The sequence below is a fragment of the Kribbella sp. ALI-6-A genome (genome assembly GCF_001984195.1).
Taxonomy (GTDB): domain Bacteria; phylum Actinomycetota; class Actinomycetes; order Propionibacteriales; family Kribbellaceae; genus Kribbella.
In genome coordinates, this window is record NZ_MTQN01000012.1 from 2238037 (window position 1) to 2263778 (window position 25742).

Sequence of the window (25742 nt, forward strand, 5' to 3'; positions counted from 1 at the left end):
GCGGACCTTCGTCGAAGCCAACGCGAGAAGGTCCCCAGCGAGGTCGAGTGACTCCGCGCGCCGCCTGGGCTCAGTGGTGGGTGGCAGACAAGTCCAAGCTGCGTGGCGTCAGGTAAAGGACCAGCCCCGCGACGCCCAGCAGCAGAACCCCTCCGGCCAGGCCGAACCACGTGAGGGAGTCGGTGAAGGCGGTCTGGGCGACCGTGGCCAGGGTCGGGTTGTCGAGGGTCAGCGCGCCGGCCAGCGACTCTCGGGCGAGGTCCGGCGCGTCGGCGGGGAGGCCGGCGCGATACACCGCCGCCGCGAGGCTGCCGAGGACCGTGATGCCGAGGGCGGCGCCGATCTCGTAGCTGCTTTCCTCGATGGCGGCGGCGCTGCCGGCCTGGTCGACGGGGGCGCCGGCCATGATGACGGCTGAGGCGACGGCCAGGGGAGCGGTGCCGATGCCGATCAGGGTCAGGGACGCGGCGATCCCGGCGTACGTGAGGGGTTGCGGGACCGCGAAGAGCAGGAGGAATCCAGCGGCTCCGACTGCCAGACCACCGACCAGGACGGTGCGGGCACCGATGCGCTGCGCCAGCGCGGGCGCTAGCGGTGAGCCGATCAGACCTCCGGCGGCCATCGGGAGCAAAGCAACACCTGACGCCAGCGGCGACCAGCCCTTGACCAGTTGCAGCCACTGCGAGATCAGCAGCAGCGCGGCGACCATCGCGAAGCTGGTGATCAACGCGGTGAGTACGCCTGCCGTGAATCCACGCCCGCGGAACAACCTGATCTCCAGCATCGGCTCGTCCGTCCGCAGACACCGCAGCACGAAACCGAAGAGCAACCCAGCCCCCAGTACGCCGACCAGCAGCACCTCGGCGGTCACGCCGTCCTTGCCGAGCTCCTTGATCGCGTAGACCAGCCCGACCATCCCCGCGATCGACAGCACGGTCGCGACAGGATCGAGTCGTCCGGGCCGGTCCGACCGGCTCTCCGGCAGCAGCAGCAACGCGGCGACGACAGCGACGGCCATCACCGGTACGTTCACCAGGAACGCCGAGTGCCAGCTGAAGTTCTGCAGCAACAACCCGCCCAGGATCGGCCCGAGCGCGCTGCCGACGGCGGCGGTCGCACCCCAGATCCCGAGCGCGGTCGCGCGTTCGCGGGCGTCCGGGAACAGCGCCCGGATCAGCGACAACGTCGACGGCATGATCATCGCGCCGCCGACGCCGAGCAGCACCCGAACCGCGATCACGGTCGCCGGGCTGTCGGCCAGCAGGACGCCGAGCGAGGCGGCGCCGAAGATCACGAAGCCGGTCACCAGCATCCGCCGCCGGCCGATCCGGTCGCCGAGCGAGCTGGCGGTGACCAGCAGACCGGCCAGCACCAGCGAGTAGATGTCGACCATCCACAGCAACTCGACCGAGCTCGGCCGCAGGTCCTCGGCCATCGCGGGCAGCGCGAGGTTGAGGATCGTCATGTCCATCACGACCAGCAGCAGGCTGGCGGACAAGACGGCGAGACCGCCCCAGCGCCGCCGGTTGCTCGGTGTCATCGCCGGCCGGACGGGCGTCGTACTGGCGGTCATCGGAAGTCGCCAGCGGTGGTGCCGACGAGCAACGTGGACAGCACGAGCCCGTCGAGGTCGCGCCGGGCGACGTCGCCGCGGCGCAGCGCCTCGCGGGCCGCGATCATCAACCCGTAGACGGTGTGCTCGATCCAGCGGGCCGGAAGATCGGACCGCAGTACGCCGGCCCGCTGCGCCGCGGCGTAGAACTCGACCTCGCGATCGATCAGCACGTTGGTGCGCTCGGCCAGCTCCGGCATCGCTTCCATCCGGTTGTTGGCCAGCGCGTAGGCGAACTCGTCCGCGTTCTCGACGAACCAGCGGACCAGTTCGCGCAGGCACGCCCGGATCCGCTCGGGATCGCCCGACTCGCCGGCCGCGACCATGTCGGTCTCCTGCTGACTCCGGGCCCAGTGGTCGAGCGCGCGCTCACCGATCTCGCGCAGCAACGCGTCACGGGAGGCGAAGTGGCGGTTCAGCGTGGCCCGGCCGATCCCGATCGCGGCCGCGAGATCGGCCATCGAGGTGGTCGGGTCGGAGTTCAGCCGGCGCAGCGCGGCGTCGAGGACCTGGTCACGGGAGAGCATGCCTCCAGTAGACACCTTTGTCCCGAATGAGACAAGTTTGCCTCATTTGAGGCGTTGATCACTCGTCACTGAGGCGACAGCTCCGATCACAGCCTTGCGTTGAGCCGGCGACAGTCCGGCAGTCAGCTCGCCGATCCGATCGGTGTACGCCGAGTGCGCCTCGTCGGCCAGCTTCGTCCCCGACGGCGTCAGCGCGATCCGGCACGCCCGCCGGTCGGCGGGATCGGCTTGCCGCTCGACCAGCTCCCGTCGTTCCAGCCGGTCGACCATGCTGGTCAGGCTCGACCGTTCGATGCTCATGACCCGGCTCAGCTCAGTCATCCCGAACGGTCCGGCGAGCAGCACGCACAGCAGATGCGCCTGCTGCGGCGTCAGCCCGAGCGGGCGACTGGTCTCGGCGTACAGGTCCTGCAGGGTGTGCATCAGCTGGACCAGCGAGCCGACCAGTTCCGTGTCCTGTGCCGCCATGCCTCCATCCTAGTCCGGCAGCTGGAATGTCAGGAGACCAGATATTTCGGTGCACTACTATTTAGACCTACGAACTAATCGGGAGGTCCACCATGACTGTTCGTTTCGGGTACGGCGCCCCGCTGGACGCGCGGGCGATCCCCGATCTCTTGCGGCTCGCCGAGCGCGCCGATCGCGACGGCCTCGCCCACGTCTCGGTCGCCGATCACCCGTACGGCGCCCACGCGCTCGACGCCTACGCCGCGATCGGGTTCGTGCTGGCCCGGACCGAACGGATCGCCGGCCTGGTCAACGTCACCAACCTGCCGTTGCGCCCGGCACCGATCCTGGCCCGTACGGCGTCCACGCTGGCGGCGCTGTCCGGCGACCGGCTCGTGGTCGGCCTGGGCGCCGGCGGAGCGCCGGACCGGATCACGGCGATGGGTGGCCGGCAGCAGACTCCGCGGCAAGCGGTCGAGGCGTTCGAGGAAGCGATGGTGCTGCTCCGGTCGCTGACCACGGCCGGATCCGCGGTGACGTCGGACGGACCGCACTACCCGGTGACCGGGATCCCGCCCGTCGCGGTCCCGCGACTGCAGATCTGGACCGGCTCGAACGGTCCGAAGTCGCTCGCGGCGACCGGACGGCAGGCGGACGGGTGGATCCCCGGTCACGCGGCCGACTGGCTCAGCGAGATCTACCGCACGTCGCGGCCGATCATCGACGCCGCGGCCGCCGAGGTGGGGCGCAAGCCGTCCGACGTCGCGACGATCTACAACTTCCCGGGCGCGATCACCGACCGCCCGCTCGACCGTCCGCGCGACGGGGAAGGCCGGTGGATCGGCGGATCGGTCGACCAGTGGGTGGAGGAGTTGAGCGGCGCGGTGCTGGAGCACGAAGCCGCCGGGTTCACGTACTTCCCGCGCGGCGACGCGTCGTACGAGAGTTCGCTCGGCCGGTGGGCTCAGGAGATCGTGCCCGCGGTGCGCGCAGCGATCTCCTGAGCCTGCGTCAACTCAGTTCGGCCAGTTCCTCCGGCGTGAGCTCGACAGCGCCCGCCGCGACGTTCTCCTCCAAGTGGGCCGGGTTGCCGGTGCCCGGGATGGCCAGCACATGCGCGCCCTGGTGCAAGGTCCAGGCCAGGCGGATCTGCTGTTCGGTGACGCCGTGAGCCGCGGCGATGCGGCGTACGGCGTCGGAGTGGTCGGCGGTGGCGGCGCCCTCTCGGGCTGAACCGGCGATCGCGAAGAACGGTACGTACGCGACGCCGCGCTCGCCGCAGACAGGAAGGAACGCGTCGTCCTCGCGGTGGGTGTCCAGGGCGTAGGAGTTCTGCACGCAGACGACCGGCGCGATCGGCTGCGCCTCGTCGAGGTGGTCGAGGCGGATGTTGGACAGCCCGAGGTGCCGGATCAGTCCGGCGTCCTGGAGTTCGGCGAGTGCGCTGAAACGCTCGGCGACCGAGTCCTCGCCGGGCTTCTTGATGATGCGCAGGTTCACGACGTCGAGCGTCTCCTTGCCGAGCTGGCGAAGGTTGAGCTCGACCTGCGCGCGCAGCTCCGCGGCGGTTGTCGCCTGGTAGAACCCACGCTCGGGATCGGAGCCCGGTCCGACCTTGGTAGTGATCACCAGGTCCTCCGGGTACGGCGACAGCGCCTCGCGAATCAACTCATTGGCGTAGCGGACCGGCCCTTCGCCGACCTGCAGCGTGCCGCCGGGGGAGGCGTAGAAGGCGGCGGTGTCGATGTGGTTCACGCCGAGTTCGACGGCCCGGTGCAGCACGCGGATCGCGAGGTCTCGGTCGGGGTTCGCGGTGATGCGCATCGCGCCGAACCCGAGTCGGTTGATGGTGAAGTCGCCCAGCTTCCAGGTACCCGCGGCGGCCGCGGAGAGGTTTTCAGGCATCCGCCCACCCTATTCCTCGATCGCGCCACCCCTGGCTCGCAAATGCGCCCGGAACGTCAGTCCCGGATCGGCGGCCCGCGCCGCGAGGTACTCGTCGAACCGGACCTGCTCGCGCAGCGACGTACCGCTCGCGACCAGCGCGGCCTGCCGGCGTTCAGTGTCCCGGATCGACTCCGCCAGCGCGATCAGTTCGTCGACGCGGTCGGCCGGGACGAACACGACGCCGTCGTCGTCGGCCAGGACGACGTCTTGGTTGCTCACGGCCCACTCTCCGATGGTTGCCGTCGTCAACGCATCGGCCGGCAGTGGATCGAGCCGCAGCGGCCCGGTCGGTATCGCGCCCAGGCTGTAGACCGGCAACCCGATCGCACGGATGTCAGCCGTGTCCCGGTGCAGTCCCCACACGACCAGGCCCGCGAGCCCGGCCGCCTTCGCCTCCAGTACGGCGAGGTCGCCCACACACGCCTCGTCCCGCCGACCCGCGTTGTCGACCACCAGTACGTCGCCCGCCTCGGCCCGCCCGAAGGCCTCCAGGAACACGTCGACGCTGCCTACGTGCTGAGTCGGCAGGACCCGCCCCGCCAGACGCCCGGGCTGGTCCGCCGTCAACGACACGCAGCGCACCGGCACCTTGGCCCGTACGCACGCGTCCGCGACGTGTGCGGTGGTCAGTGCGGCGAAGCGACTGGTCAACTCGTCCGGCGTCATGCTGGCTCCTCCTGGTCGATTTGCTGTCTCAATTATCAAGACAATTAGTCTCATAAAGCAAGATCTGAGATTAGGGTGAGCGCGAGACAAAGGAGTCCGCGATGAACAACGTCTACACCCACGGCCACCACGAATCCGTCCTGCGCTCGCACCGCTGGCGCACCGCCGAGAACTCGGCCGGCTACCTGCTGCCGCGGCTGCGCCCGGGCATGAGTCTGCTCGACGTCGGTGCCGGGCCGGGCACGATCACCGCCGAGCTGGCCGCCCTGGTAGCGCCCGGCCGGACCACCGCGCTGGAGGCCAGCGAGTCCGCACTCGACATCACCCGCGCGACCTTCGCCGAGCGGGAGATCGAGGTCGACTTCGTCGTCGGCGACGTGCACCGGCTCGACCTTCCGGACGACTCGTACGACGTCGTGCACGCGCACCAGGTCCTGCAGCACGTGGCCGATCCCGTGCAGGCGTTGCGCGAGATGCGCCGGGTCTGCAAGCCGGGCGGCATCGTGGCCGCACGCGACTCCGATTACGACGCTTTCACCTGGTACCCGGAACTGCCGGAGCTCGACGAGTGGCTGGAGCTGTACCAGCGGATGGCCCGTGCGAACCAGGGCGAGCCCGACGCGGGACGCCGACTCCTGTCGTGGGCGCAGGCGGCCGGGTTCGAGCAGGTCGAGGCGACGGCGAGCAACTGGACCTTCGCGAACGCCGAGGACCGCGACTGGTGGGGCGGCATGTGGGCCGACCGCGTGCTGCAGTCCGCGATGGCCGACCAGGCCCGCGCGGCCGGCGTACCGGAGGAGACGCTGGAGCGGATCTCGGCCGGGTGGCGGTCCTGGGCGGCGGCACCGGACGGTTTCCTCAGCCTGCTGCACGGCGAGATCATCGCGACCGCGTGATCACGGTGTCCGCTGAGCAGAAATCCTGTGACGCGGTGTAACGATCAACTCCGGACGCCGATAGAGGGGTGTTGGCGGTACGCCGGCGGGGGCCCTCGGGGGAGGGAAAAGCCGGCGTCAGCACCGCCTCTGATGTCCGAGGGGGACAACTTCATGCGCTACAGATCCGCAGCTCTGGGGCTGGCGGTGGCGGCACTGGCCGCCGTCGGCCTCACCGCGCCGGCCGAAGCCAAGCCGGCGCAGAGCACAGCCGGTACGGCGGTCGCCGCGACCAAGGTCGTCACGTCCGCGATCACCTGGGGACAGAACGGCGACGTCTCCGTCCCGCGTTCGTACGTCGGGGACAGCAGGCTCGAACTGGCGGTGTTCCGGCCGAGCAACGGCACCTGGTACATCCGCGGCTGGACCAACATCAAGTTCGGCCAGGCGGGCGACATCCCGGTCCCGGCCGACTACAACGGCGACGGCCGTGCCGAGCTCGCCGTCTTCCGCCCGTCGAACGGCTACTGGTACATCCGCGGCGTCGGCCAGTTCGTCTGGGGCCAGGCCGGCGACGTCCCGGTCGCGTCGAACTACGTCGGCGACAGCCGCGCCGAGGCCGCGGTCTGGCGCCCGTCATTGGGCCGCTGGTTCATCCGCGGCGCCGCCCAGATCTCGTGGGGCGCCAACGGCGACATCCCGGCGCCCGCCGACTACGTCGGTGACAGCCACAGCGACCTCGCCGTCTGGCGCCCGTCGCTCGGCCGCTGGTTCATCCGCGGCGCCGCCCAGATCTCGTACGGCGTGAACGGCGACGTGCCCGCACCGGCGAACTTCGTCGGCAACGCCAAGGCGGACCTGACGGTGTTCCGTCGAGGCACCTGGTTCACCCGCGGCGGCAGCACGATCACCTGGGGCCAGAACGCCGACCGCCCGCACCCCGGCAACTACGCGGGCACGACCGCGACGGACCACACGGTCTGGCGGCCGTCGAACGGGACGTGGTACCTGCGGTACCAGGTCACGGTGACGCCGCCTCCGCCTCCGCCGCCGAACTGCGATCCTTCGTACCCGACGGTCTGCATCCCGCCGCCTCCGCCGGATCTCAACTGCCCTGACATCCCTTACCGCAACTTCACGGTGATCGGGACTGACCCGCACAACTTCGACGGCAACAACGACGGGATCGGTTGCGAAAGCGACTGACCCTTGCCCCAAGCAACCGGCCCCCGAGTAGCAGATCGGGGGCCGGTTTTTCATGTCCCGGCCAGCACCACCAGATACCCGTCCGGATCCCGCACCCACAGCTCCCGATGCCCCGCGTTCGGATTCGGGTGCACCCCGGTCTGCACATCCCCGGCGTCCACCCGCCGCGCCGCCGCGTCGAGGTCGTCCACCTCGAACCACACCGCGACCCCGTTGCCCAACGGCACCTCCGGATCCCCGAACGTCCCATGGTGATGCCCGACCTCGAGCCGATGCAGCTGCAGGATCAACTCCCCGTCGACAACCACCCGCTCGTACTCCGGCCCACCATGCGCACTCACCCCGCCCAGCACCCCGCAGTACCAGGCGCTGCTCTTCTCCACATCCCGAACCGCCAGCAACGGCTGCGGCCGCACCGAAAGCGTCATGCCACCGACGCTAGGCCGACCCGCCCGCCGAAGTCTTGGACGAATGGGCACGCTGCCGCGCCGCCTCGTACAGCACCGCGGTCGCCGCGTTGGCCGCGTTCAACGAGCTCGCCGCGCCCGTCATCGGGATCCGCACCAGCTCGTCGGCCAGTTCCTTCCACGCCGCACTCAGCCCCGACGTCTCGTTGCCCACCAGCAGCAACGTCGGCTGGGTGAGGTCGAAGTCGAACACGTCGACCGATCCGTGCTCATCGGTGCCCACGACAACAATCGGTACGCCGGCCGCCCGCTGCGCCGCGACCCACTCCATCACCTCGCGCTGCGACGGCACCCGGACGGCGGGCAGCGCGAACAGCGATCCCGTGCTCGCCCGCACCGCCTTCGGGTCGTACACGTCGGCCGCGTGACCGGTCACGATGAAGCCGTCGGCCCCGAACGCGTCCGCGGACCGGATGATCGACCCGATGTTGCCCGGCCCGGTCGGCCGGTCGAACACCACCCCGAGGAAGTCCGGCCCGACCGGAATCCGATCGAGGGAATCCGGCGGCATCGCCACGACCGCGACCACCTCCGCGGCGTCCTTCTCGGTCAGCTCGGCCAGCAGTTCGGGCGCCATCAGCACTCGCTCGGCGTCCCGGTGGCTCTGCATCAAGTCCCGCGCCCACTGCGACAACGGCCGCGACGCGTCCTGGATCAGCGTGTTGATCGTCCACCCGTGCTCGACCGCCAGGTTGATCGGCCGCACGCCCTGGACGATGAACTCCCCGGCTCGCTGCCGCTTGTTCCGGTTGCTCAGCAACGCCTGCCACACCTGGAACCGCGCATTCCGACTACTGACTCGCGTCGCCATCCACTTCCCAACTTCCGCCGCCGGCCGGACTCCACAGTACGAGGAGCCGGACCGCGCCGGTCAGGTGAGGGACTGGATCAGCCCGAGCTGGTTGCCGTCGGGGTCCTGGATCAACGCCAGCCGCTGGCGCCCGCCCGACACCAGCTGCGGATCCGTCGCCGGGATGTTCTGGCCGGACAGCGTCGACAGCGTCGCGTCCAGGTCGTCGACGGTCAGGTTCACCGTCGTACGCCCGGCCCGGTTGGGGTCCTCGAAGACCTGCACCACGCCGAGCTCGCTCAGGTGCCACTCGGCCAGCGAGTCCATCGGCCGGGTGTCCGCCGGGCGGCCGAAGAACCGCTCGTACCACTGGGTCGCCTTGTCGATCTCCGCCACCGGCACCACGGCCAGAACCGCACGCATCGTCACGCTGCCTCCTCAGTCGGTCTCCCGCCGGTGCCCACCTCGCGGCGCGGACGAAACCTCAGGTACCGAGCGTCGACTCCCGGGGAATCAGCTCGGTCGGCAGCTCGAGCAGCCCGGACGATGACGCTCCGCCGATCATTTCCAGCAGCAGCTGGGCAGTACGCCGTCCCAACTGCTCCAGCTGCAGGTCCACCGTCGTGAGCGGCGGGCGGCTCGCCAACGCCATCACGCTCCAGTTGTCGTACCCGGTGACCGCGATGTCGTCCGGTACGGCGCGCCCGAGCTCCCGCAGCCGGTCGCACACTCCGCGCGCGATCTGGTCGCTGCCGCACGAGATCGCATCGACGTCGGTCGTCCGCAGCAGGACGTCGACCGCGTGCCGCCCCCAGCGCTCACTCCATTCACCGTGCAGCGGTTCGGCGACCAACGCGTCGCCGGCCGTCGACACCGTCGCCGCCGCCCGCACCACGGCACTGCGATGCGTCGCCGGCCCGGTCACGTGAGCGATCCGCTGCCGCCCGAGCGTGAGCAGGTGCCGGACCGTCGAGGCGGCGCCGCCGTGGTCGTCCACCATCACCGACGTGTCCGCCGGGTCGGTCGACGGGCTGAACGCGTAGACCACCGGGATCGGTACGTCGATCGGGGCGCGCGGCTCGGTCCGCCGTCCGGTGACGATGATTCCGTCGACCCGCCGGGACACCAGCGACTTGAGGTAGTGCGACTCGCGCAGTGGATCGTCGCGGGTGTCGCACAGCACGAGCGCCATCTCGCCTGCGCTCAGCGCGTCCTCCGCGCCGAGCATGATCGGGATGCTGAACCGCCCGGAGCTGTCGGTGGTGATCAGCCCGACCGTGTAGCTGCGCCCCGACGACAACGCCCGGCCCCGGCTGTCCGGGGTGAAGCCGAGCTGCTCGGCCGCGCGCCGGACCCGCGCCCGGGTCTCCTCGCGCAGCTGGCCGGTGTCGTTGAGCGCTTTGGACGCCGTACTGGTCGAGACGCCGGCCAGGGCGGCGACGTCGGTGATCCGCGGCACCGCCGGTCTCGGTGACGGCATCTGCGTCCTCCCAGCATTTCCGATGTTTCCAGCATGGTAGCCGTCTTGGTCACTACTACCCTCTTGACCTGCCGTGAAAAGGTCCCTAGGTTCAAGGAAAACGTGTTCCGTATGTTTCCGCGAGGAGCCGCCAGATGCCCACTGCCCCGGACCTCTCACCAGCCGCCACGACCCGCGGCCGACTGCAGCCGATCGGTCTGGGCCGCGCCCGGATCTCCGGCGGCTTCTGGTCCCCACGCCAGCAGCGCAACGCGGACGCCGCCATACCGGCCGGCCAGGACCAGCTCGAAGCAGCCGGTAACTTGCACAATCTCCGCCTCGCCGCCGGAATCGGCGAAGGCGAGGCGATCGGTCCGGTGTTCGCCGACTCCGACGTCTACAAGTGGCTGGAGGCCGTCGCCTGGGAGTACGGCCGCAACCCGTCCGAGGATCTGTTGCGCCGTCAGCGCGACCTGACCGCGGTCGTCGCCGCCGCGCAGCGCGAGGACGGCTATCTGGACTCCGTCGTCCAGTTGCGTGAGGGCGACAAGGGCCGCTACCAGCAGCTCGTCTGGAGCCACGAGCACTACTGCGCCGGACACCTGATCCAGGCCGCCGTAGCGCAGGTGCGCTGCACCGGCGACCGCGGTCTGCTCGAGGTCGCGATCAAGCTGGCCGATCACCTGGTCGCGACGTTCGGCGAGGCCGAGGACGGCAAGATCCGCGACGTCGACGGCCACCCGGTGATCGAGATGGCGCTGGTCGAGCTCTACCGCGAGACCGGGACGACGGCGTACCTGGAGCTCGCACGCTGGTTCGTCGAGGCGCGCGGCCACGGGATCATCGCCGACCACGGGCACGAGCCGACGTACTTCTCCGACCGCCGGCCGGTTCGCGAGGCGACAACGGTCGAGGGTCACGCCGTCCGCGCGGTGTACCTGGCGGCCGGCGCGACGGACGTCGCCGTCGAGACCGGTGACACCGCGCTGCTCGAAGCGCTCGAAGGGCAGTTCGCCCACATGTGGTCGACGAAGACCTACGTGACCGGCGGCCTCGGCGCGCGCTGGGAGGGGGAGGCCTTCGGCGACGAGCACGAGCTGCCGCCGGACCGCGCGTACGCCGAAACGTGCGCGGCGATCGGCGGCGTCCAGTGGGCGCACCGGATGCTGCTGGCCACCGGCAACGCCTTCTACGCCGACGCGATCGAGCGCATGCTCTACAACGGCTTCCTCGCCGGCGTCTCGCTGAAGGGCAGCGAGTACTTCTACGTGAACCCCTTGCAGCTCAGGGGAAACGCGCACCCCGACGGCAACCGCAGCCCGGCTCACGGCCGCCGCGGCTGGTTCGACTGCGCCTGCTGCCCGCCCAACATCATGCGCACACTCGCCAGCCTCGACGGCTATCTGGCCACCACCTCGGACACCGCGATCCAGCTCCACCAGTACGCCGAGAGCACGATCGCCACCGACACTGTCGAGCTCCGCGTCGAGACCGACTACCCGTGGGACGGCGCGATCCGGATCACCGTCGACAAGGCGCCGGAAACCAACTGGTCTCTCGAGCTCCGCATCCCTGCCTGGGCCGAAGGTGCGACGGTCAACGGCAAGCCCGTCGACGCCGGTCAGTACGCCCGGCTCGACCAGACCTGGTCGCCCGGCGACACCGTCGACCTGCAACTCCCGCTGACTCCTCGTACGGTCACCGCGCACTCGCGCGTCGACGCCGTCCGCGGCTGCGTCGCGATCGAACGCGGCCCGCTCGTCTACGCCGTCGAGCAAACCGACCAGCAGGCCGACGTCGACGACCTGCGCCTGCTCGACGCGCCGATCACCTCGCGCCACGATCCCGGCCTGCTCGACGGCGTCACAGTCCTCACCACCCGGGGCCGCGTCGACGACGAGGTCGAGATCACGGCGATTCCGTACTACGCGTGGGCCAACCGGGAGATCGGTGCCATGCGGGTCTGGCTGCCGCGTGACTGACCATGCTGACCCGACGGAGATTCCTCGGTACGGCGGTCGCGCTCGCCGGTGTCTCGGGCTGCAGCTCGGTCCTGCCTGAGCCGGACGTGTCGGCGCCCGGCTTCGGCACGGGCGCCACCGGGACGGTCCGGGTCTGGTGCCGGGCCGCGACCCAGTCCGGCCTGACCAGCCTGGTGCAGAAGTTCAACGCCTCCCAGGACCGGCTGACCGTCGAGCTGACCCCGGTGCTCGACGCGCAGTACGTGACGAAGCTGGCGACCGCGATCCGCGGTCGCAGCGTGCCCGACCTGGTCGACATCGACGACATCAACTCGATGCTGTTCATCTACCGCGACGCCTTCACCGACCTCACCGAGGCCCTGGAGGCGCTGGACTTCCACGACAAGCTGAGCCCGGGCCACCTGCGCCTGGCGACCCGGGCCGGCCGCGCGTACGGCGTCCCGTACCTGGCCGACAACTCGATGTTCTGGTTCAACACCGAGCTCTGCGACCGTGCGGACGTCGATCCCGACCAGGCGATCACGTCGTACGACGAACTGCTCGCCGCCGCCCGCCGGCTGCGCAAGCTCGGTGACGACGTCTACGCCTGGAGCTTCCCGGGCAACAGTCCGGGCGCGCTCGGGTTCGTCGTCCAGCCGATGATCTGGGCCGCCGACACCGACCTGATCCGCGGCGAGGTCGGGCAGCAGGAGGGCAACATCACCGGCAACGACGCCGTCCGGCGGATGCTCGAGCTGCACCGGCAGCTCTGGGTCGACGGTTTGGTGCCCAGGGCAAACTTCTCCGACGACGCGTCGCGCTGGGGCAGCGACTTCCGGGCCGGCCAGGTCGGCATCTTCCCGTCCAACTACAGCGTTGTGGTGTCGGCGTCGGACGAGAAGTTCCACGCCAAGGTGACGCCCCGGCTGCTGTCCGGACCGGACGGCGGTTCCGCGTTCTTCGACGGCGGCGACAACATGTGCATCCCGCGCGGTGCCCAGAATCCGTCGGGCGCGTGGGAGTTCGTGCGGTTCGCCCTCGATGTGCCGCAGCAGACCGACCTGCCCGCCGGCGGTTACACGCCGGTCCGCTCCGACGTCGCGACTCCGGCGTTCGCGAAGAAGTACCCCCTCGCCACGCTGCCGCTGGAGCGGATCGAAGAGGGGTACGCACCGACCACCCTGTCGTACAACCTGCTCTACAACCAGCCGGACGGGCCGTGGCTGCAGATGTTCCGCCGGGCCGTGTTCGACGGCGAGCTGGAGGCCGCGATGTCCGAAGCCCAGGAGTCGTTCGACCGGATCCTTAAGCAGGGGCAGGCATGAGCCGCGCGTCGCTGACCCATCCGCCCCGGACCGGCCTGCTGCTGGTCACCCCGGCGGTGCTGTTCGTGGCCGTGTTCGTGCTGGTGCCGCTCGCCTTCGCGGCGATCATCTCACTGACCAACTGGCCGCTGATCGGCGAGGTGAAGTTCAGTGGCGTGAAGAATTACACCGCGATCGTCTCCGACGCCGCCTTCGCCAAGTCCGTGCTCTACACGCTGCTCTACACGGCGATCGTAACCGGCCCGATCCTTGTGCTCGGCTACGCGCTGGCCGTTCTGGTCCGCCGCAAGCGCCGCGGCTCGACGCTGCTGCGCACGGTCTTCTTCCTGCCGTTCGTGGTCGGCCTGTCCACACTCAGCTTCGTCACCGTCCTCGAGGCCCAGCCGGACAGCGGCGCGATCAACATCCTGCTCCGCGGCCTCGGCATCACCGACGGTACGACGGCCTGGCTGGTCGACGGCCCGCTGGCCACCGGCCTGATCTGCGTACTGGTGATCTGGGGCGTCTCCGGGCTGACGATGATGCTGCTGATGGCCGGCATGCAGGCGATCCCGCGGGAGTTCTACGAGTCGTCCGAGCTGGACGGCGCGACCTGGTGGCAGCAGGAGCGCGAGATCACCATCCCCGTGCTGCGCCGCACGATCGCGATGGCGGTGATCATCTCGGTGGTCGGCTCGCTGCTCGCGTTCACGCAGTTCTACATCCTGACCCGCGGCGGGCCGGGCACCGACACCACCACGGTGGTCCAGTACATCTACAACCGTGCCTTCGTGCAGCTCCAGCTCGGCGCCGCCACCGCGCTGTCGATCGTGCTGGTGGTCGTGGTCGGCCTGGTCACCGCGGCACAGTTCTGGCTGCTCCGGGAGAGGGACTGAGATGCGGCTGAAAAACGTCTTCTACGTCGTCGGCGGGACCGGCGCGTTCCTGGTCTTCGCGATTCCGTTGCTGTGGGCCCTGTTCCGCTCGGTCCAGCCGAACGACGTGATCGTCGCCGCGCCGGACCGGAGCACCTTCTTCCAGCTCACCTGGGACAACTTCCGCACGCTGATCGAGGGCCCAGGCAACCTGTTACGGGCGGTCGGCAACAGCCTGGTCGTTGCCATCAGCACCGCCGTACTGACCGCGCTGCTGGCGACGCTGGCCGGCTACGGCTTCGCGAAGTTCCGCTTCCGCTCCGGGCCGCTGCTGTTCGCGCTGGTGGTGGTGTCGATGATGATTCCGTTCCAGGCGATCCTGACCCCGCTCTACCTGCAACTCAACGTGCTCCGGCTGACCGACAGCCTGCTCGGCCTCGTGCTGTTCTACACCACGGTCAATCTGCCGTTCGGCGTCTTCGTGATGCGCAACTCGTTCTCCTCGGTGCCGGCCGAGCTGGAGGACTCGGCGCATGTCGACGGCTGCGGCACGCTCCGGATGATCGGCTCGGTGCTGCGCCCGCTGGTCACGCCGGGCGCGGCGACCGTCGCGTTGTACGCGTTCTTGGCGGCGTGGACCGAGTTCTTGGGTGCGCTCACGTTCCTCACCAAAGACGAGCTGTACACGTTGCCGGTCGCGCTGGTGAACGTCCAGGCCGGCGCGTACGGCGAGGTCAACTTCGGCTCGCTGGTCGCGGGGTCGGTGATCGCGATGATTCCGTGCGTGGTGCTGTACGTCGGCCTGCAACGCTTCTATGTCTCAGGCCTGGCGTCTGGCGCGGTGAAGGGCTGAGTACGCCCCGCTCTTTCCCGCGCAGTGCTACGCCCGCTCCTGCGGCAACCACTTCATGGACCATTCCCGGAACGCACGAGCTCCGCGCTGCCGTTACCAATGACCCTGGCTGATCAGGCCTCGGCGTTCTCGTCGACCGCGAGGCTGTGCCAGATGTCGAACGCCACCGCTGCGGCGCCTTCCGCGTCGCCGGCTTCGATGAGATCGATCAACTGCTCGTGCCGACTGACCGAGACCCGGCCGTCGACGCCGAAGCGCAACCGCTCGGCACGCCGGATCAGCGGATCGAAGCGTTCGATCACCGCCTCGAGAGCCTGGTTGCCGAGCGCAACGACCGGGATCCGGTGCAGCTCCTCGTCCGCGTCCAGAGCGGCACTCACATCGCCCGACGCCACCGCGGCGGCGAACCGGCGGTTGGCGTCCCGCATCCGGTCCACGTCCTGTGCGCTGATCCGCCCCGTCACCTGTCGTACCGCCAACTCGTGCATCGCGGCGACGACGTCCTTCGCGTCCCGCACCGCCTGGACATCGATGGCGCTGACCGTGGTGGATCGGCCCGGGAGCGCCACCACCAGTCCGCTCGCCCCGAGCCGCAGCAGTGCTTCGCGCACCGGGGTCCGGCTGACCCCCAGCCACTCGGCGAGCTCGCCGTCCTTGAGTTGCTCTCCCGGCCGGAACGTCCCGTCGACGATGGCGTCGCGGAGGCGGCGGTAGACGTTGTCGCGCAGAAGGGTGCGGTCTACGGCAGGACTGCCCTGGGGGATCGGCATGGCAACATATTGCACACACCCGACGGCATCCACGAAACTCTGGCGCTCTTGTTCCGATCGCGAGAGTGCAATATATTGCATATCAGAGACGGCGTACGCCGCACTCGTCAAGCAGCCGCTCGGGACCTCCCGGTGCGGGAAGGGAGACCAGAGCATGAGCACCGACCAGGAGATCAAGAACGTCGTACTGGTGCACGGCGCGTTCGCCGACGGTTCGGGCTGGCGGGGTGTCTACGACAACCTGACCGCGCGCGGCTACCGGGTGACGATCGTGCAGAACCCGCTGACCTCGTTCGAGGACGACGTCGCAGCGACCACCCGCGTGCTGGACCGGCAGGACGGCCCCGCGGTTCTCGTCGGCCACTCGTGGGGCGGCACGGTGATCACCGAGGCCGGAGTCCACCCGAACGTGGCCGGTCTGGTCTACGTCTCCGCGCTGGCGCCCGACGCCGGCGAGACCACGAGCCAGCAGTACGAGGGCTTCGCGGCGACGCCGGAGTTCGTGATCGACGTCGGCGAGGACGGCTTCGGCTTCCTCAACCACGACCAGTTCAAGGCCGGCTTCGCCCACGACGCCAGCGACACCGACGCCGCGTTCCTGCGGGACTCGCAGGTCCCGATCAACATGTCGGCCTTCGGCGCGGCGGTGAAGAACGCGGCCTGGCGGGACAAGCCCACCTGGGCCGTCATCGCCACGGAGGACAAGGCCTTCGACCAGGCCATGCTGCAGCACATGGCGACCCGCAGCGGCGCGAAGATCACCACCGTGCCCGCCAGCCACGCCGTCTTCATGACCCAGGCCGGCGTCGTCGCCGACACGATCGACGAGGCCGCGAAGGCCGCCGCGCCCGCCGGTCGCTGAGCCGCTGCGCTGATCGGTCACTGAGGCGCTGCGCCCATCGGTCGCTGAGGCGCTTCGTCCACTGGGCGCTGCGCCGCTTCGCCCGCCGGCCGCTGAAGCGGCGTACGGGCGAAGCGACGAGACGGCCCGCGGGATCTGCTGTTGACGTTGGCCCGGTGCGCCCCGATCGGTGCGCCGGGCCACCTGTCCGGAGGGACGACATGTCGATCACCCCGTTCCAGGTGACGCTCTGGATCGAACTCCTGGCCGCCGGCCTCGGCGGGCTCCAAGGCGCACTCTTCGCCGCCGGTGTCAGGTCCCGCCGCATCGACGTACTCGGCGTCCTCGTGATCGGACTCGCCGTCTCACTCGGAGGAAGCCTGCTCCGCGACATCGTGCTCAACCAGCCGCCGGTCGTGGTGTGGAGCAACTGGTACCTGACCGTGGCCGGTGCCGCGGCGATCCTCGGCATGCTGCTGCAACCCGTGCTCGCCCGAGGGGATTGGTTGATCAGCGTGCTCCTCGACGCCGTCGTGATGGGCCTGTTCGGAGCCATCGGCGCCTCGAAGGCACTGTCCCTCGGCGTCGGCGTGGCCGGCGGTGGTGGTCGGCGTCATCGGAGCCATCGGCGGCGGGATGCTGCGCGATGTGATGCTGGGCCTGTCGTTCTCGTTCCTGCACGTGGGTACCCTGTACGCCGTCGCGGCGGGCGCCGGCACGGGGGTGCTGGTCTTGCTCGCGGGACTCGGTACGCCGATCCCGGTCGCGGGGGTTGTCTGCGTGGTGGTGACGACGCTGGTGCGGTTGGCTGCGGTGCGGTTCGAGTGGACGTTTCCGGAGCAGTTCGTGGTCCGAGGCCGACGCGCAGGCCGTCCGAGGGTCGAGGATGGACGATTCGATGCGGGCTCGGCGGAGGGCACCTGATGGAGGTCGGCACTTCCGCACTCCAGAACCCGCAGCCGCTGCAGCGCGTCGAGCTCGATTCCGCTCGCGCGCATATTCTGCTGACGGACCGAACGGCCGTACGCAGTGCTGACAGCATCCAACGCATCAGCGCCTTGGCTGCCGGCGGAGAGCGGATCGAAGATGACGGAGAGAATGATCAGCGAAGCCGGACATGTGCCCACCGACGACCAGCTCATGGATGCACAGGTGATCTGGGACTATCACCAGTTGCACCACCGTCACAGACCGGTCGACGTCGGGATCGGACTCGGCAGCCACGACCTCGGTGTCGCCACGTTCGCAGCCGAGCTCTACCACCAGGGCTTCTTCTCGACCCTTGTCTTCACCGGAGCCAACAGTCGTACAACGGCTGCACGGTTCCCCCGCGGCGAAGCGGTCCACTACCGCGAGCACGCCATCGCGCTCGGCGTCCCTGACTCAGCGGTACTGGTCGAACGGCTGGCGACGAACACCGGCCAGAACATCGCGTTCGCGCGTGACCTCCTGGCGGAGGCGAAGGTGCCGGTCGGATCAGTCCTGCTGATTTCCAAGCCCTACATGGAGCGCAGAGCTGTTGCGACGTGCCAGAAGGTATGGCCGGAGGTCGAGGTCGTTTGCGCCTCCGAACCGATCGAGTTGGCCGGCTACATCGACAGCATCGGAGACCCCGGTCTCGTGATCCACATGCTTGTCGGCGACCTGCAGCGCGTGATCGAGTACCCGGCCCTTGGCTTCGCAGTCGAGCAGGTGGTGCCGGATGACGTTCGCGCCGCCTACCAGCGACTCGTCGATGTTGGCTATGCCAGCCGCCTGATGAGCTGAGGTCGGCCCTCTCCGGTCTTCACGGGATCCATTCAGGTCGGGATTGCCACGGACACACATCAACCGGGCGCTAGCCCGCTCTCGAATAATGCGAGACCCGGCATTGTGCGAGCGGCAGCAAGCGAGGCGCCGGCGTAGGTGGGCCCGCCGTGCAGGAACCAGACCACGCCCCGCGACCGATCACCCGATGTCGATGAGCGCGGTAGCGCGCGCCGAAGCGGGCGAAGCACGCGCATCGCGTGCGATAGCACGCCTCAACCGGGCGCTAGCCCGCCGCTAGAACAAGGGCGGGAGCCGGCACCGTGCGAGCGCCAGCGAGCGAGGCGCCCGCGTGGGTGGGCACCGGCGTCAGCCGTGCAGAAATCAAACAGGTTCTATGCCGGATCACCCGCAGTCGATGAGCGCGCCAGCGCGCACTCAACAAAGGGTGGGCGGGAGCCGGCCCCGTGCGAGCGCCAGCGAGCAAAGGCGCCCGCGTGGGGCCGGCGTACCTCAAGACCCGGAAAGCGGCGCCGGGTCCGGCCCCATCACGTCGTCGTCCGGGTGCCGCCCGCTCGCGATCGCCGCGTCGTGGCTCAGCGCCGCCCGCCCGCACAGTTCCAGCAGTTCCGGCTCGTTCTTCACGATCTGCTTGGCCTTCGGGCCGAGCTTGACGATGTGGTCGCGGGACTCGATCAGGCGGCGGTAGATCCGCTCGCGCTCGACCGGGTCCTTGGTGTACTCCGAGTCCAGGTACGCCGTGGCGTCGCGGCGGGCGTTGGCCATCGCGGTCTGGGTGCGGCCGCGGGTGCTGAGCAGGGACGCCAGGACGGTGACGATCAGGACGGCGAGGATGACCGTGAGTGAGAGGCCGGTGCTGATCTCGGCGACCTCGATGTGTTCGCCGCCGTTGATGAACGGCACGTTGTTCTCGTGCAGGGCGTGCAGCACCAGCTTCACGCCGATGAAGCCGAGGATCGCGGCCAGGCCGAAGGACAGGTAGATCAGCCGGTCCAGCAGGCCGTCGAGCAGGAAGTACAGCTGGCGCAGGCCGAGCAGGCTGAACGCGGTCGCGGTGAAGACCACGAAGACGTTCTGGGTGAGGCCGAAGATCGCCGGGATCGAGTCGAGCGCGAACATCAGGTCGGTGCCGCCGATCGCGACCATCACCAGCAGCATCGGGGTCATCGCCCGGCGGCCGTCGACGACCGTGAACAGCTTGTCGCCGTCGTAGTTCTCGGTGGTCGGGAACAACCGCCGGCTCAGCCGGACCACCACGTTCTGGGCCGAGTGCGACTCCTCGGTGGACGGTCGCAGCATGTTTCCGGCGGTGATCAGCAGCGTCAGGCCGAACAGGTAGAACACCCAGGCGAAGGTGTTGATCAGCGCCGAGCCGAGCAGGATGAACCCGGTCCGCGCGACCAGCGAGAACATGATGCCGAACAGCAGCACCTTCTGCTGGTCCTCCCGCGGTACCCGGAAGCTGGTCATGATGATCAGGAACACGAACAGGTTGTCGACCGAGAGTGCCTTCTCGGTGACGTAGCCGGCGAAGTACTCCGAGCCCATCGCCGTCCCGCCGAAGACGAGCGTGCCGACGCCGAACAGCAGCGCGAGCCCGACGTACACGCTGGACCAGATCGCGGCCTCGCGCAGCTGCGGCACGTGCGCGCGGCGGACGTGAAAGAAGTAGTCGAAGGCAAGCAGCCCCAGGATGCCGGCAATGGTCAGGACCCAGACCAGCGATGAAACCTCCATGCACGTACTCAATCACGGCCGGGGCGTGCTCAGGAACGTGTCTTGACCAGTGCGACGACGTAACGGCAGACGGTGGTCGCGGGGTTGTGGAACGTGGTCGGCGCCGGGGCGCCGAGTTCCAGACAGTCGCCGGCGTCCAGTTCGTGCACCAGGTCGCCCTCGTGGAACCGCAGCCGGCCGGTGAGAATCCACAGCTGCTGGGTCTTGAAGATGTACGCGTCGGCCGGGTACGAGATCGACGCGCCGGGCGGGAGTTCGACCTCGACCAGCTCGAGCGGGCTGTCGGTGGCGGGAGAGACGGCGCGGCGCCGGTAACCGGTCGCGGGATCCGTCCAGACCGGCTGGTCACCGACTCGGCGTATGCGGCCTTCGTCGCCCTCGGCCCGCTCGGCCCGGGCGACCAGCTCCGACAACGTCATACCGAGTGCGCCGGACAGGCGCCCGAGCAGTACGGCGGTCGGCTGGGCCTCGCCGCGCTCGATCTTGCCGATCATCGCCCGGGAGACGCCGGAGCGCTCGGCCAGCGCGTTCACCGACAGGTCGCGGTCGTGCCGCGCGGCCTGCAGGGTCGCGGCGAGCGAGGCGGAGAGCTGATCCATGCTTGCCACTATAGCGGCTAGTATGGCTACTATGATGACATGTCGTTGACTGAGCAGCGGGTGATCCGGGACGCCGTCGCCGAGGCGGATGCGGCCGCCTGCGCGGCGATCTACGCGCCGTACGTGCGGGACACCGCGATCACCTTCGAGGTGGAGCCGCCGACGGTCGAAGCGATGGCCGAGCGGATCCGGTCCGCGCAGCGCAGGCACGCCTGGCTGGTGCTGGAGGACGCCGGCCGGATCGTCGGCTACGCGTACGCCGGGCCGATGAAAGAGCGGGCGGCGTACCGGTGGTCGTGCGAGGTGAGCATCTACCTGGAGTTCGGGCGGCGGCGTACCGGGGGAGGGCGCGCGCTGTACGAGGCGCTGTTCGACCGGCTGATCGACCGTGGCTTCCGGACCGCGATCGCCGGGATGACCCTGCCGAACGACGCCAGCGTCGGCCTGCACGCCGCCCTCGGCTTCGAACCGGTCGGCACCTATCGCCGGATCGGCTGGAAGAACAACGCCTGGCACGACGTCGCCTGGGCGCAGCGATCCCTTGCCACCGGCGACGATCCGCCCGAGGAAACCTGCTAGCTGTTCGCCGAGGCCTTGAGCGCCGGGCAGTCTTCGCCCGGCTTCACGATCAGCTCGAAGTGCCACATCTCGTTCGACAGTGTCTGGCACAGGCCGAAGCGGGAGCCCTTGCGGATCAGCCAGTCGTCTGCGTCGGTCGGACCGATGTCGACGGCGTTCCCGGTGACGTGGTGCGACTCCTCCGGCGTCGAGACGAACTCCCGCGCCTTCGCCAGGCTGCCGTACCTCTTGATGCCGTCCTCCAGCAGTTGCCGTTGGTAGGCCTTGCTGCGCCAACCGGTGGTCACGTGCATCTTGATGCCTTGGGCCTCCATCGCCTTCGCCGCCTGCTGGACGGCCTTCAGCAGCGCCGGGTCGAGTTTCGCGATCCCGGGCAGCGAGGTGTCGAACGGCGACGCGTTGTCCGGCAGTACGCCGTCCGCGACGCCGGCCAGGCCGTCGTGGTCGTCCGCCGTACCGGAGGTGCTGGAGACGGGAGTCGAGTCCTGTCGGTCGTTCAGCGCACCGCACGCCGCCACGGTGAACGCGACGACGGCGACCAGCGCGGCGAGCGCGGTGACCACCGTCAACCGGCGCTCTTTCTTGCGGGCGGCAACAAGTTCGTCTGCGCTCATGGCCCCCAGTCCACCGGGGCGCGTGTTGCCGTGGCGTCACTGTTTTTGCTTACGTTGTCGATATCCGCCGTCTGCTTCAATGGACGGTATGCGGGTGCTGGTCGTGGAGGACGAGGTCTATCTCGCCGAGGCGATCCGGGCCGGCCTGCGGCTGGAGGCCATCGCGGCGGACCTTGCGTTCGACGGCGACACGGCGCTGGAGTCGGTGAGTGTGAACGCCTACGACGTGGTGGTGCTGGACCGCGACATCCCGGGCCCGAACGGCGACGAGGTCTGCCGCCGGATCGTCGCGCAGGGTCTGCCGTGCCGGATCCTGATGCTGACCGCGGCCGGAGACCTCGACGACAAGGTCGCGGGATTCGAGATCGGTGCCGACGACTACCTGACCAAACCGTTCGAGCTACGCGAGCTGGTCGTCCGGTTGCGCGCGCTGGCCCGGCGCCCGGCCGAGTCGACGCCCACGGTCCTGGAGTACGCCGGGGTGCGGCTCGACCCCTTCCGCCGTGAGGTGTACCGGTTCGGCCGGTACGTGAAGCTGACCCGCAAACAGTTCTCGGTGCTGGAGATCCTGGTGGCCGCGCGAGGTGGCGTGATCAGCGCGGAAACCCTGCTGGAGAAGGCCTGGGACGAAAACGCCGACCCGTTCAGCAACTCGGTCCGGATCACCATCTCCGCCCTGCGCAAGCGCCTCGGCGATCCCTGGGTCATCCACACCGTGCCAGGCGTCGGCTACCGCATCGGCGAACCATGAGTACGCCGGCCCCCCTGGTCGCCTGGCGGCCGCGACTGACCGTTCGGCTGCGGATGACCCTGAGCTACGCCGGCCTCCTGGTCATCGCCGGTGCGGTGGTGGCAGCGGTCATCTACGGCGTGATGCGCTACGTCCCGAACTACCCGCTGACCGCCGCCAACCCGCGCGACCAGACCCCGGTCCCGACCCGCGGCGAACTGCTCGACACGATCGTCACGCTGTCGGCGTACGCGCTGGTGTTCCTCGCGATCGTCGGCATGGCCGGCGGCTGGTACCTGGCCGGCCGGATGCTGCGCCCGCTGCAGGAGATCACCCTGGCCGCGCGCCGGGCCGCGGAGGGCTCGCTCGACCACCGGATCGGGCTGACCGGGATCAAGGACGAGTTCACCGACCTGTCCGACACCTTCGACGAGATGCTCGACCGGTTGCAGCGCTCGTTCGAGCAGTACCGGCGGTTCGCGGCGAACGCCTCCCACGAGCTGCGCACCCCGCATGCGGTGATGAAAACGATGCTGGAGGTCGCGATCGCGGACCCTGAGCACCAGGACGTGCGCGAGCTGGCCCGGCGCCTGCAGGAGACCAACCAGCGGGGCATCGACCTGGTCGAGGCGCTGCTCACCCTCGCCTCGGTGGACAACCGCGCCGTCGAGCTGGACCCGCTCGACCTGGCCACGACGGCCCGGCGAGCGGTCGACGAGCTGCGCGCCGAGGCGACGTCCGCGGGCATCACCGTGACGGCGGACCTCGAAGAAACCCTTGTCATGGGCAACGAAGTGCTGGTGCACCAGCTGGTCACCAATCTCGGCCAGAACGGAATCCGGCACAACACCGGCCCGGGCGGAACGCTGTCCATCAGCACGCGCGACCACCGGCTCGTCGTCACCAACACCGGTCCCGTCGTCACTCCGCAGCAGGCCGGCACGCTGACCGAGCCCTTCGCCAAGACCACCGGCCGCCATACCGGAAGCCACGGCCTCGGCCTCGCCCTGGTCGACCGGATCGTCGCGACGCATCACGGCCGGCTCACTCTCACGCCCAACCCGGCCGGTGGCCTCACCGTCATCGCCGAGCTCCCGGCGGCAAATCTGTAGCTGGTGACCTGACGGCAGGGTGAAGATGGAGAGGTGAGTGACAACACCGTGACCGTCCGCCGCGCGGTCGCCGCCGACGAAGCCGCCCTGCTCGAGATCGAGCTGACCGCCTGGGACGCCACCTCCGGCTTTCCCTCGCTCACCGCGGGGGACCGTACGACGTTCTTCGCCGAGCGCTACGGCCCGGACGCGTTCCTGGTGGCCGAGCTCGCCGGACGGCTGGTCGGCTACATCCGGCTGCAGGACAAGTACCCGTTTCCCGAAGGCGCCGGCGTGCTGTCGATCAACGGCCTCGCGGTCGCGCCGGAGGCGCGCGGCCAGGGCATCGGGTCGGTGCTGATGGACGCCGTCACCGCCGAAGCGAAACGCCGTGGCGCTCGTAAGATCACCCTGCACGTGCACGGTGTGAACACCGTCGCACGGCGGCTCTACGAGCGCCACGGCTATGTCGTCGAAGGAACCCACCCACGAGAGTTCCTGATCGACGGCCAGTACGTCGACGCGGTCGACCTGGCCTTGTTTCTTTGAGCTTTCCCTACGGGTTGACCCCGTGGTCGCGCAGCCACGGCTCCGGGTTGATCTGGTCGGAGCCGCCGAGCAGCACCTCGAAGTGCACGTGCGGACCGGTCGTGTTGCCGGACATCCCGATCGAGCCGATCTGCGTCCCGGCGTTCACCCGGTCGCCGACACTCACGGTGAACTGCGACATGTGCCCGTACGACGTGACCGTGCCGTCGGCGTGCCGGACCTTCACCTGACGCCCGTAGGCGCCGGCGAACTCCGCCTGGACGACCTCGCCGGACAGGACCGAGCGGACCGGCGTACCGATCGGGGCGGCGAAGTCGAGACCGGTGTGGTTGCTGGCCCAGCGGCTGCCGCCCTGACCGAAACGTGCGGTCAGGCGGTACCCGGTGGTCGGCAGTGAGACCCGCTGCGCGGCGGCGGCCCGCTCCTTCGCCTCGGCCCGCTCTGCGGCGGCGGCCTTGGCGGCAGCGGCGGCCTTCGCGGCAGTCGCGGCCTTCGCGGCGGCGGCTGCCTTGGCTGCGGCGGCGGCCTTCTTCTGAGCGGCTGCCTTGGCAGCGGCCAGAGCGGCGGCACGCTTCTGGGTGAGCGTCGCGTTCGCGGCCAGCTGGGCGGCGCGGGCCTTGGCGACCTGAGCGGCCTTCGCCTTGGCGGCGGCCTGCTGGGTCGCGGACAGCGACAGCTCGAAGCGGGACATGTTGCGGGAAGCGAGGTCACGCCGGTCGACGCGGGCGGTGGTCAGTGCCTCGGCCTGAGCTGCGCTCAGGGAGGTTCCGGCCGAGGCCTGGGTGGACGGGGCGGCGGCGAGGCCTGCGGCGGTCGTACCGGCTGCGGCGGCCAGGGCTGCCGTCAGGCCGACCAGGTGCATGCCACGGGCCGGACTTCGCCGGGTGGAACGGTGCTTGGCCACCCGACGGGGAGCAGCCAGGCGACGAGGTGCCGGCCGTTCTGCTTCCGGCACGTCATGGTGAGGGGACACGGGGAGGGGCCTTCCAAGTCGAGTCGCCGCCACGGAATCCCGCAGCGGCCCATCGACCATAACGACGAGATCACGGCGGGCTCAAACGCGGACCGCGACCAGAACGCCGAAAACGGCTACGGACAGTGAATCTGATCTGCCGGACTGTCGCCGCCGAGCGGGCCGGTGACCCGTGAGTAGTTGAAAATCGGAGTGACCGGTATCACGCGCGTCTTGGCGCATACCTGCCCTCCGGACCGGCTATAAGGGCGCCGGCGAGGCGTCGAGGTGCCGCGGATCCGGACCCGAAAATGGTCAAAAGCACTGCCCGGGAGCCGGTATGATTCTCTGGTCGGACAGAGGGGGCAGCACAGCTTCGAACCTCGATTTCACATCGAGGCCCGGGACCGTGTAATCTCTCTCCTCGGCCCGCCCCTTTAGCTCAGTCGGCAGAGCGTCTCCATGGTAAGGAGAAGGTCTACGGTTCGATTCCGTAAAGGGGCTCTGAGAATCGCTGTCCCGCC

General features: G+C 69.4%; 29 protein-coding genes, 1 tRNA gene and 1 pseudogene. 16 read left to right on the plus strand and 15 right to left on the minus strand.

Features of this window, described 5'->3' with window-relative positions; translation table 11 throughout:
- Positions 1–70 precede the first annotated feature (70 nt).
- Genes BWI15_RS37195 through BWI15_RS37205 form a run of 3 tightly spaced genes read right to left on the minus strand, consistent with a single transcriptional unit; the run spans position 71 to position 2607 of the window.
- On the minus strand, positions 71–1573 hold the full coding sequence (locus tag BWI15_RS37195; RefSeq protein WP_077019144.1) for an MFS transporter: 1503 nt from the start codon (positions 1571–1573) through the stop codon (positions 71–73).
- The gene (locus BWI15_RS37200) at positions 1570–2139 is read right to left on the minus strand and encodes a TetR/AcrR family transcriptional regulator (RefSeq protein WP_077019145.1); all 570 of its coding nucleotides are present in this window, start codon (positions 2137–2139) and stop codon (positions 1570–1572) included. The genes BWI15_RS37195 and BWI15_RS37200 overlap by 4 nt, the downstream gene beginning before the upstream one ends.
- Before the next feature lie 42 nt (positions 2140–2181).
- Positions 2182–2607 carry a MarR family winged helix-turn-helix transcriptional regulator gene (locus BWI15_RS37205; protein WP_077019146.1) on the minus strand — a complete coding sequence of 142 codons (426 nt, stop codon included), beginning with the start codon at positions 2605–2607 and terminating at the stop codon, positions 2182–2184.
- A 92-nt stretch (positions 2608–2699) separates the two neighbouring features.
- Here BWI15_RS37205 and BWI15_RS37210 point away from each other — a divergent pair, with 92 nt between their 5' ends.
- Positions 2700–3590: an LLM class flavin-dependent oxidoreductase gene (locus tag BWI15_RS37210; protein ID WP_077019147.1), complete on the plus strand. Its 891-nt coding sequence runs from the start codon at positions 2700–2702 to the stop codon at positions 3588–3590.
- Between the two features lie 7 nt (positions 3591–3597).
- Here the strand turns inward: BWI15_RS37210 and BWI15_RS37215 are convergent, their stop codons facing one another.
- On the minus strand, positions 3598–4491 hold the full coding sequence (locus tag BWI15_RS37215) for an aldo/keto reductase (protein WP_077019148.1): 894 nt from the start codon (positions 4489–4491) through the stop codon (positions 3598–3600).
- Positions 4492–4500: 9 nt separating this feature from the next.
- Entirely contained in the window at positions 4501–5199 is a 699-nt protein-coding gene (locus tag BWI15_RS37220; protein WP_077019149.1) for an RraA family protein, read from the minus strand.
- A 101-nt stretch (positions 5200–5300) separates the two neighbouring features.
- Between BWI15_RS37220 and BWI15_RS37225 the strand changes: the two genes are divergently transcribed.
- Positions 5301–6095 carry a class I SAM-dependent methyltransferase gene (locus tag BWI15_RS37225; RefSeq protein WP_077019150.1) on the plus strand — a complete coding sequence of 265 codons (795 nt, stop codon included), beginning with the start codon at positions 5301–5303 and terminating at the stop codon, positions 6093–6095.
- 153 nt (positions 6096–6248) lie between these two features.
- A complete protein-coding gene (locus tag BWI15_RS39920; RefSeq protein WP_202817798.1) occupies positions 6249–7280 on the plus strand; it encodes an FG-GAP repeat domain-containing protein in 1032 nt (343 codons plus the stop codon).
- 50 nt (positions 7281–7330) lie between these two features.
- Here the strand turns inward: BWI15_RS39920 and BWI15_RS37235 are convergent, their stop codons facing one another.
- Genes BWI15_RS37235 through BWI15_RS37250 form a run of 4 tightly spaced genes read right to left on the minus strand, consistent with a single transcriptional unit; the run spans position 7331 to position 10017 of the window.
- Complete coding sequence (locus tag BWI15_RS37235) at positions 7331–7708, minus strand: VOC family protein (RefSeq protein WP_077019152.1); 378 nt, start codon at positions 7706–7708, stop codon at positions 7331–7333.
- Between the two features lie 10 nt (positions 7709–7718).
- Entirely contained in the window at positions 7719–8558 is an 840-nt protein-coding gene (locus tag BWI15_RS37240; protein WP_077019153.1) for an RNA methyltransferase, read from the minus strand.
- A 60-nt stretch (positions 8559–8618) separates the two neighbouring features.
- Positions 8619–8966 (minus strand): VOC family protein, encoded by a 348-nt coding sequence (locus BWI15_RS37245; RefSeq protein WP_083751211.1) that lies wholly within the window; start codon positions 8964–8966, stop codon positions 8619–8621.
- A 55-nt stretch (positions 8967–9021) separates the two neighbouring features.
- Positions 9022–10017 (minus strand): LacI family DNA-binding transcriptional regulator, encoded by a 996-nt coding sequence (locus tag BWI15_RS37250; protein WP_077019154.1) that lies wholly within the window; start codon positions 10015–10017, stop codon positions 9022–9024.
- 134 nt (positions 10018–10151) lie between these two features.
- Between BWI15_RS37250 and BWI15_RS37255 the strand changes: the two genes are divergently transcribed.
- Genes BWI15_RS37255 through BWI15_RS37270 form a run of 4 tightly spaced genes read left to right on the plus strand, consistent with a single transcriptional unit; the run spans position 10152 to position 14989 of the window.
- Entirely contained in the window at positions 10152–11978 is a 1827-nt protein-coding gene (locus BWI15_RS37255; protein ID WP_077019155.1) for a glycoside hydrolase family 127 protein, read from the plus strand.
- A 2-nt stretch (positions 11979–11980) separates the two neighbouring features.
- Positions 11981–13282, plus strand: coding sequence for an ABC transporter substrate-binding protein (locus BWI15_RS37260; RefSeq protein WP_077019156.1), 1302 nt, complete (start codon positions 11981–11983; stop codon positions 13280–13282).
- Complete coding sequence (locus BWI15_RS37265; protein ID WP_077019157.1) at positions 13279–14157, plus strand: carbohydrate ABC transporter permease; 879 nt, start codon at positions 13279–13281, stop codon at positions 14155–14157. Before BWI15_RS37260 ends, BWI15_RS37265 begins: the two co-directional genes overlap by 4 nt.
- Before the next feature lies 1 nt (position 14158).
- Positions 14159–14989, plus strand: a complete 831-nt coding sequence (locus tag BWI15_RS37270) for a carbohydrate ABC transporter permease (protein ID WP_077019158.1) — start codon at positions 14159–14161, stop codon at positions 14987–14989.
- A 113-nt stretch (positions 14990–15102) separates the two neighbouring features.
- On the opposite strand, the gene BWI15_RS37275 is transcribed toward BWI15_RS37270, so the two are convergent.
- On the minus strand, positions 15103–15759 hold the full coding sequence (locus tag BWI15_RS37275) for a GntR family transcriptional regulator (RefSeq protein WP_077019159.1): 657 nt from the start codon (positions 15757–15759) through the stop codon (positions 15103–15105).
- Positions 15760–15913: 154 nt separating this feature from the next.
- Between BWI15_RS37275 and BWI15_RS37280 the strand changes: the two genes are divergently transcribed.
- Positions 15914–16621, plus strand: a complete 708-nt coding sequence (locus BWI15_RS37280; RefSeq protein WP_143466123.1) for an alpha/beta fold hydrolase — start codon at positions 15914–15916, stop codon at positions 16619–16621.
- Positions 16622–16821: 200 nt separating this feature from the next.
- Positions 16822–16893, plus strand: a pseudogene (locus tag BWI15_RS40790) (hypothetical protein); the annotation flags it as partial.
- 72 nt (positions 16894–16965) lie between these two features.
- On the opposite strand, the gene BWI15_RS39930 reads toward BWI15_RS40790, so the two are convergent.
- On the minus strand, positions 16966–17217 hold the full coding sequence (locus BWI15_RS39930) for a hypothetical protein (RefSeq protein WP_202817799.1): 252 nt from the start codon (positions 17215–17217) through the stop codon (positions 16966–16968).
- On the opposite strand from BWI15_RS39930, the gene BWI15_RS39935 reads away from it, so the two are divergent.
- Together BWI15_RS39935 and BWI15_RS37290 are read left to right on the plus strand one after the other, a co-directional pair.
- Entirely contained in the window at positions 17201–17524 is a 324-nt protein-coding gene (locus tag BWI15_RS39935; RefSeq protein WP_202817800.1) for a TRIC cation channel family protein, read from the plus strand. The genes BWI15_RS39930 and BWI15_RS39935 overlap by 17 nt on opposite strands.
- Before the next feature lie 162 nt (positions 17525–17686).
- Complete coding sequence (locus tag BWI15_RS37290; protein ID WP_077019160.1) at positions 17687–18367, plus strand: YdcF family protein; 681 nt, start codon at positions 17687–17689, stop codon at positions 18365–18367.
- Between the two features lie 492 nt (positions 18368–18859).
- Here BWI15_RS37290 and BWI15_RS37295 read toward each other — a convergent pair whose 3' ends face one another.
- Complete coding sequence (locus tag BWI15_RS37295; protein WP_077019161.1) at positions 18860–20104, minus strand: TerC family protein; 1245 nt, start codon at positions 20102–20104, stop codon at positions 18860–18862.
- 29 nt (positions 20105–20133) lie between these two features.
- Positions 20134–20703 (minus strand): helix-turn-helix domain-containing protein, encoded by a 570-nt coding sequence (locus BWI15_RS37300; RefSeq protein WP_077019162.1) that lies wholly within the window; start codon positions 20701–20703, stop codon positions 20134–20136.
- 39 nt (positions 20704–20742) lie between these two features.
- Between BWI15_RS37300 and BWI15_RS37305 the strand changes: the two genes are divergently transcribed.
- A complete protein-coding gene (locus BWI15_RS37305) occupies positions 20743–21282 on the plus strand; it encodes a GNAT family N-acetyltransferase (RefSeq protein ID WP_077019163.1) in 540 nt (179 codons plus the stop codon).
- Here BWI15_RS37305 and BWI15_RS37310 read toward each other — a convergent pair.
- Positions 21279–21896, minus strand: a complete 618-nt coding sequence (locus BWI15_RS37310; protein WP_077019164.1) for a M15 family metallopeptidase — start codon at positions 21894–21896, stop codon at positions 21279–21281. The genes BWI15_RS37305 and BWI15_RS37310 overlap by 4 nt on opposite strands.
- 88 nt (positions 21897–21984) lie before the next feature.
- Between BWI15_RS37310 and BWI15_RS37315 the strand changes: the two genes are divergently transcribed.
- The 3 genes from BWI15_RS37315 to BWI15_RS37325 are packed head-to-tail and all read left to right on the plus strand — an operon-like array spanning position 21985 to position 24266.
- Positions 21985–22647: a response regulator transcription factor gene (locus tag BWI15_RS37315; protein WP_077019165.1), complete on the plus strand. Its 663-nt coding sequence runs from the start codon at positions 21985–21987 to the stop codon at positions 22645–22647.
- Entirely contained in the window at positions 22644–23738 is a 1095-nt protein-coding gene (locus BWI15_RS37320) for a sensor histidine kinase (protein ID WP_077019166.1), read from the plus strand. The genes BWI15_RS37315 and BWI15_RS37320 overlap by 4 nt, the downstream gene beginning before the upstream one ends.
- Positions 23739–23771: 33 nt before the next feature.
- On the plus strand, positions 23772–24266 hold the full coding sequence (locus BWI15_RS37325) for a GNAT family N-acetyltransferase (protein WP_077019167.1): 495 nt from the start codon (positions 23772–23774) through the stop codon (positions 24264–24266).
- A gap of 7 nt (positions 24267–24273) precedes the next feature.
- On the opposite strand, the gene BWI15_RS37330 is transcribed toward BWI15_RS37325, so the two are convergent.
- Entirely contained in the window at positions 24274–25170 is an 897-nt protein-coding gene (locus BWI15_RS37330; protein ID WP_077019168.1) for a M23 family metallopeptidase, read from the minus strand.
- Between the two features lie 479 nt (positions 25171–25649).
- On the opposite strand from BWI15_RS37330, the gene BWI15_RS37335 reads away from it, so the two are divergent.
- Positions 25650–25722, plus strand: a tRNA-Thr gene (locus tag BWI15_RS37335).
- The last annotated feature ends 20 nt before the right edge of the window (positions 25723–25742 follow it).

Bases quoted from the DNA above. Each gene is read 5' to 3' on its own strand.
- BWI15_RS37205 (WP_077019146.1), bottom strand. From the start codon at position 2,607: ATGGCGGCACAGGACACGGAACTGGTCGGCTCGCTGGTCCAGCTGATG.
- BWI15_RS37255 (WP_077019155.1), top strand. From the start codon at position 10,152: ATGCCCACTGCCCCGGACCTCTCACCAGCCGCCACGACCCGCGGCCGA.
- BWI15_RS37265 (WP_077019157.1), top strand. From the start codon at position 13,279: ATGAGCCGCGCGTCGCTGACCCATCCGCCCCGGACCGGCCTGCTGCTG.
- BWI15_RS39920 (WP_202817798.1), top strand. From the start codon at position 6,249: ATGCGCTACAGATCCGCAGCTCTGGGGCTGGCGGTGGCGGCACTGGCC.
- BWI15_RS37315 (WP_077019165.1), top strand. From the start codon at position 21,985: ATGCGGGTGCTGGTCGTGGAGGACGAGGTCTATCTCGCCGAGGCGATC.
- BWI15_RS37210 (WP_077019147.1), top strand. From the start codon at position 2,700: ATGACTGTTCGTTTCGGGTACGGCGCCCCGCTGGACGCGCGGGCGATC.
- BWI15_RS37310 (WP_077019164.1), bottom strand. From the start codon at position 21,896: ATGAGCGCAGACGAACTTGTTGCCGCCCGCAAGAAAGAGCGCCGGTTG.
- BWI15_RS37280 (WP_143466123.1), top strand. From the start codon at position 15,914: ATGAGCACCGACCAGGAGATCAAGAACGTCGTACTGGTGCACGGCGCG.
- BWI15_RS37215 (WP_077019148.1), bottom strand. From the start codon at position 4,491: ATGCCTGAAAACCTCTCCGCGGCCGCCGCGGGTACCTGGAAGCTGGGC.
- BWI15_RS37270 (WP_077019158.1), top strand. From the start codon at position 14,159: ATGCGGCTGAAAAACGTCTTCTACGTCGTCGGCGGGACCGGCGCGTTC.
- BWI15_RS37260 (WP_077019156.1), top strand. From the start codon at position 11,981: ATGCTGACCCGACGGAGATTCCTCGGTACGGCGGTCGCGCTCGCCGGT.
- BWI15_RS37220 (WP_077019149.1), bottom strand. From the start codon at position 5,199: ATGACGCCGGACGAGTTGACCAGTCGCTTCGCCGCACTGACCACCGCA.
- BWI15_RS37290 (WP_077019160.1), top strand. From the start codon at position 17,687: ATGACGGAGAGAATGATCAGCGAAGCCGGACATGTGCCCACCGACGAC.
- BWI15_RS37305 (WP_077019163.1), top strand. From the start codon at position 20,743: ATGTCGTTGACTGAGCAGCGGGTGATCCGGGACGCCGTCGCCGAGGCG.
- BWI15_RS37320 (WP_077019166.1), top strand. From the start codon at position 22,644: ATGAGTACGCCGGCCCCCCTGGTCGCCTGGCGGCCGCGACTGACCGTT.
- BWI15_RS37300 (WP_077019162.1), bottom strand. From the start codon at position 20,703: ATGGATCAGCTCTCCGCCTCGCTCGCCGCGACCCTGCAGGCCGCGCGG.
- BWI15_RS37195 (WP_077019144.1), bottom strand. From the start codon at position 1,573: ATGACCGCCAGTACGACGCCCGTCCGGCCGGCGATGACACCGAGCAAC.
- BWI15_RS39930 (WP_202817799.1), bottom strand. From the start codon at position 17,217: ATGACGCCGACCACCACCGCCGGCCACGCCGACGCCGAGGGACAGTGC.
- BWI15_RS37295 (WP_077019161.1), bottom strand. From the start codon at position 20,104: ATGGAGGTTTCATCGCTGGTCTGGGTCCTGACCATTGCCGGCATCCTG.
- BWI15_RS37235 (WP_077019152.1), bottom strand. From the start codon at position 7,708: ATGACGCTTTCGGTGCGGCCGCAGCCGTTGCTGGCGGTTCGGGATGTG.
- BWI15_RS37250 (WP_077019154.1), bottom strand. From the start codon at position 10,017: ATGCCGTCACCGAGACCGGCGGTGCCGCGGATCACCGACGTCGCCGCC.
- BWI15_RS37240 (WP_077019153.1), bottom strand. From the start codon at position 8,558: ATGGCGACGCGAGTCAGTAGTCGGAATGCGCGGTTCCAGGTGTGGCAG.
- BWI15_RS37225 (WP_077019150.1), top strand. From the start codon at position 5,301: ATGAACAACGTCTACACCCACGGCCACCACGAATCCGTCCTGCGCTCG.
- BWI15_RS37200 (WP_077019145.1), bottom strand. From the start codon at position 2,139: ATGCTCTCCCGTGACCAGGTCCTCGACGCCGCGCTGCGCCGGCTGAAC.
- BWI15_RS37275 (WP_077019159.1), bottom strand. From the start codon at position 15,759: ATGCCGATCCCCCAGGGCAGTCCTGCCGTAGACCGCACCCTTCTGCGC.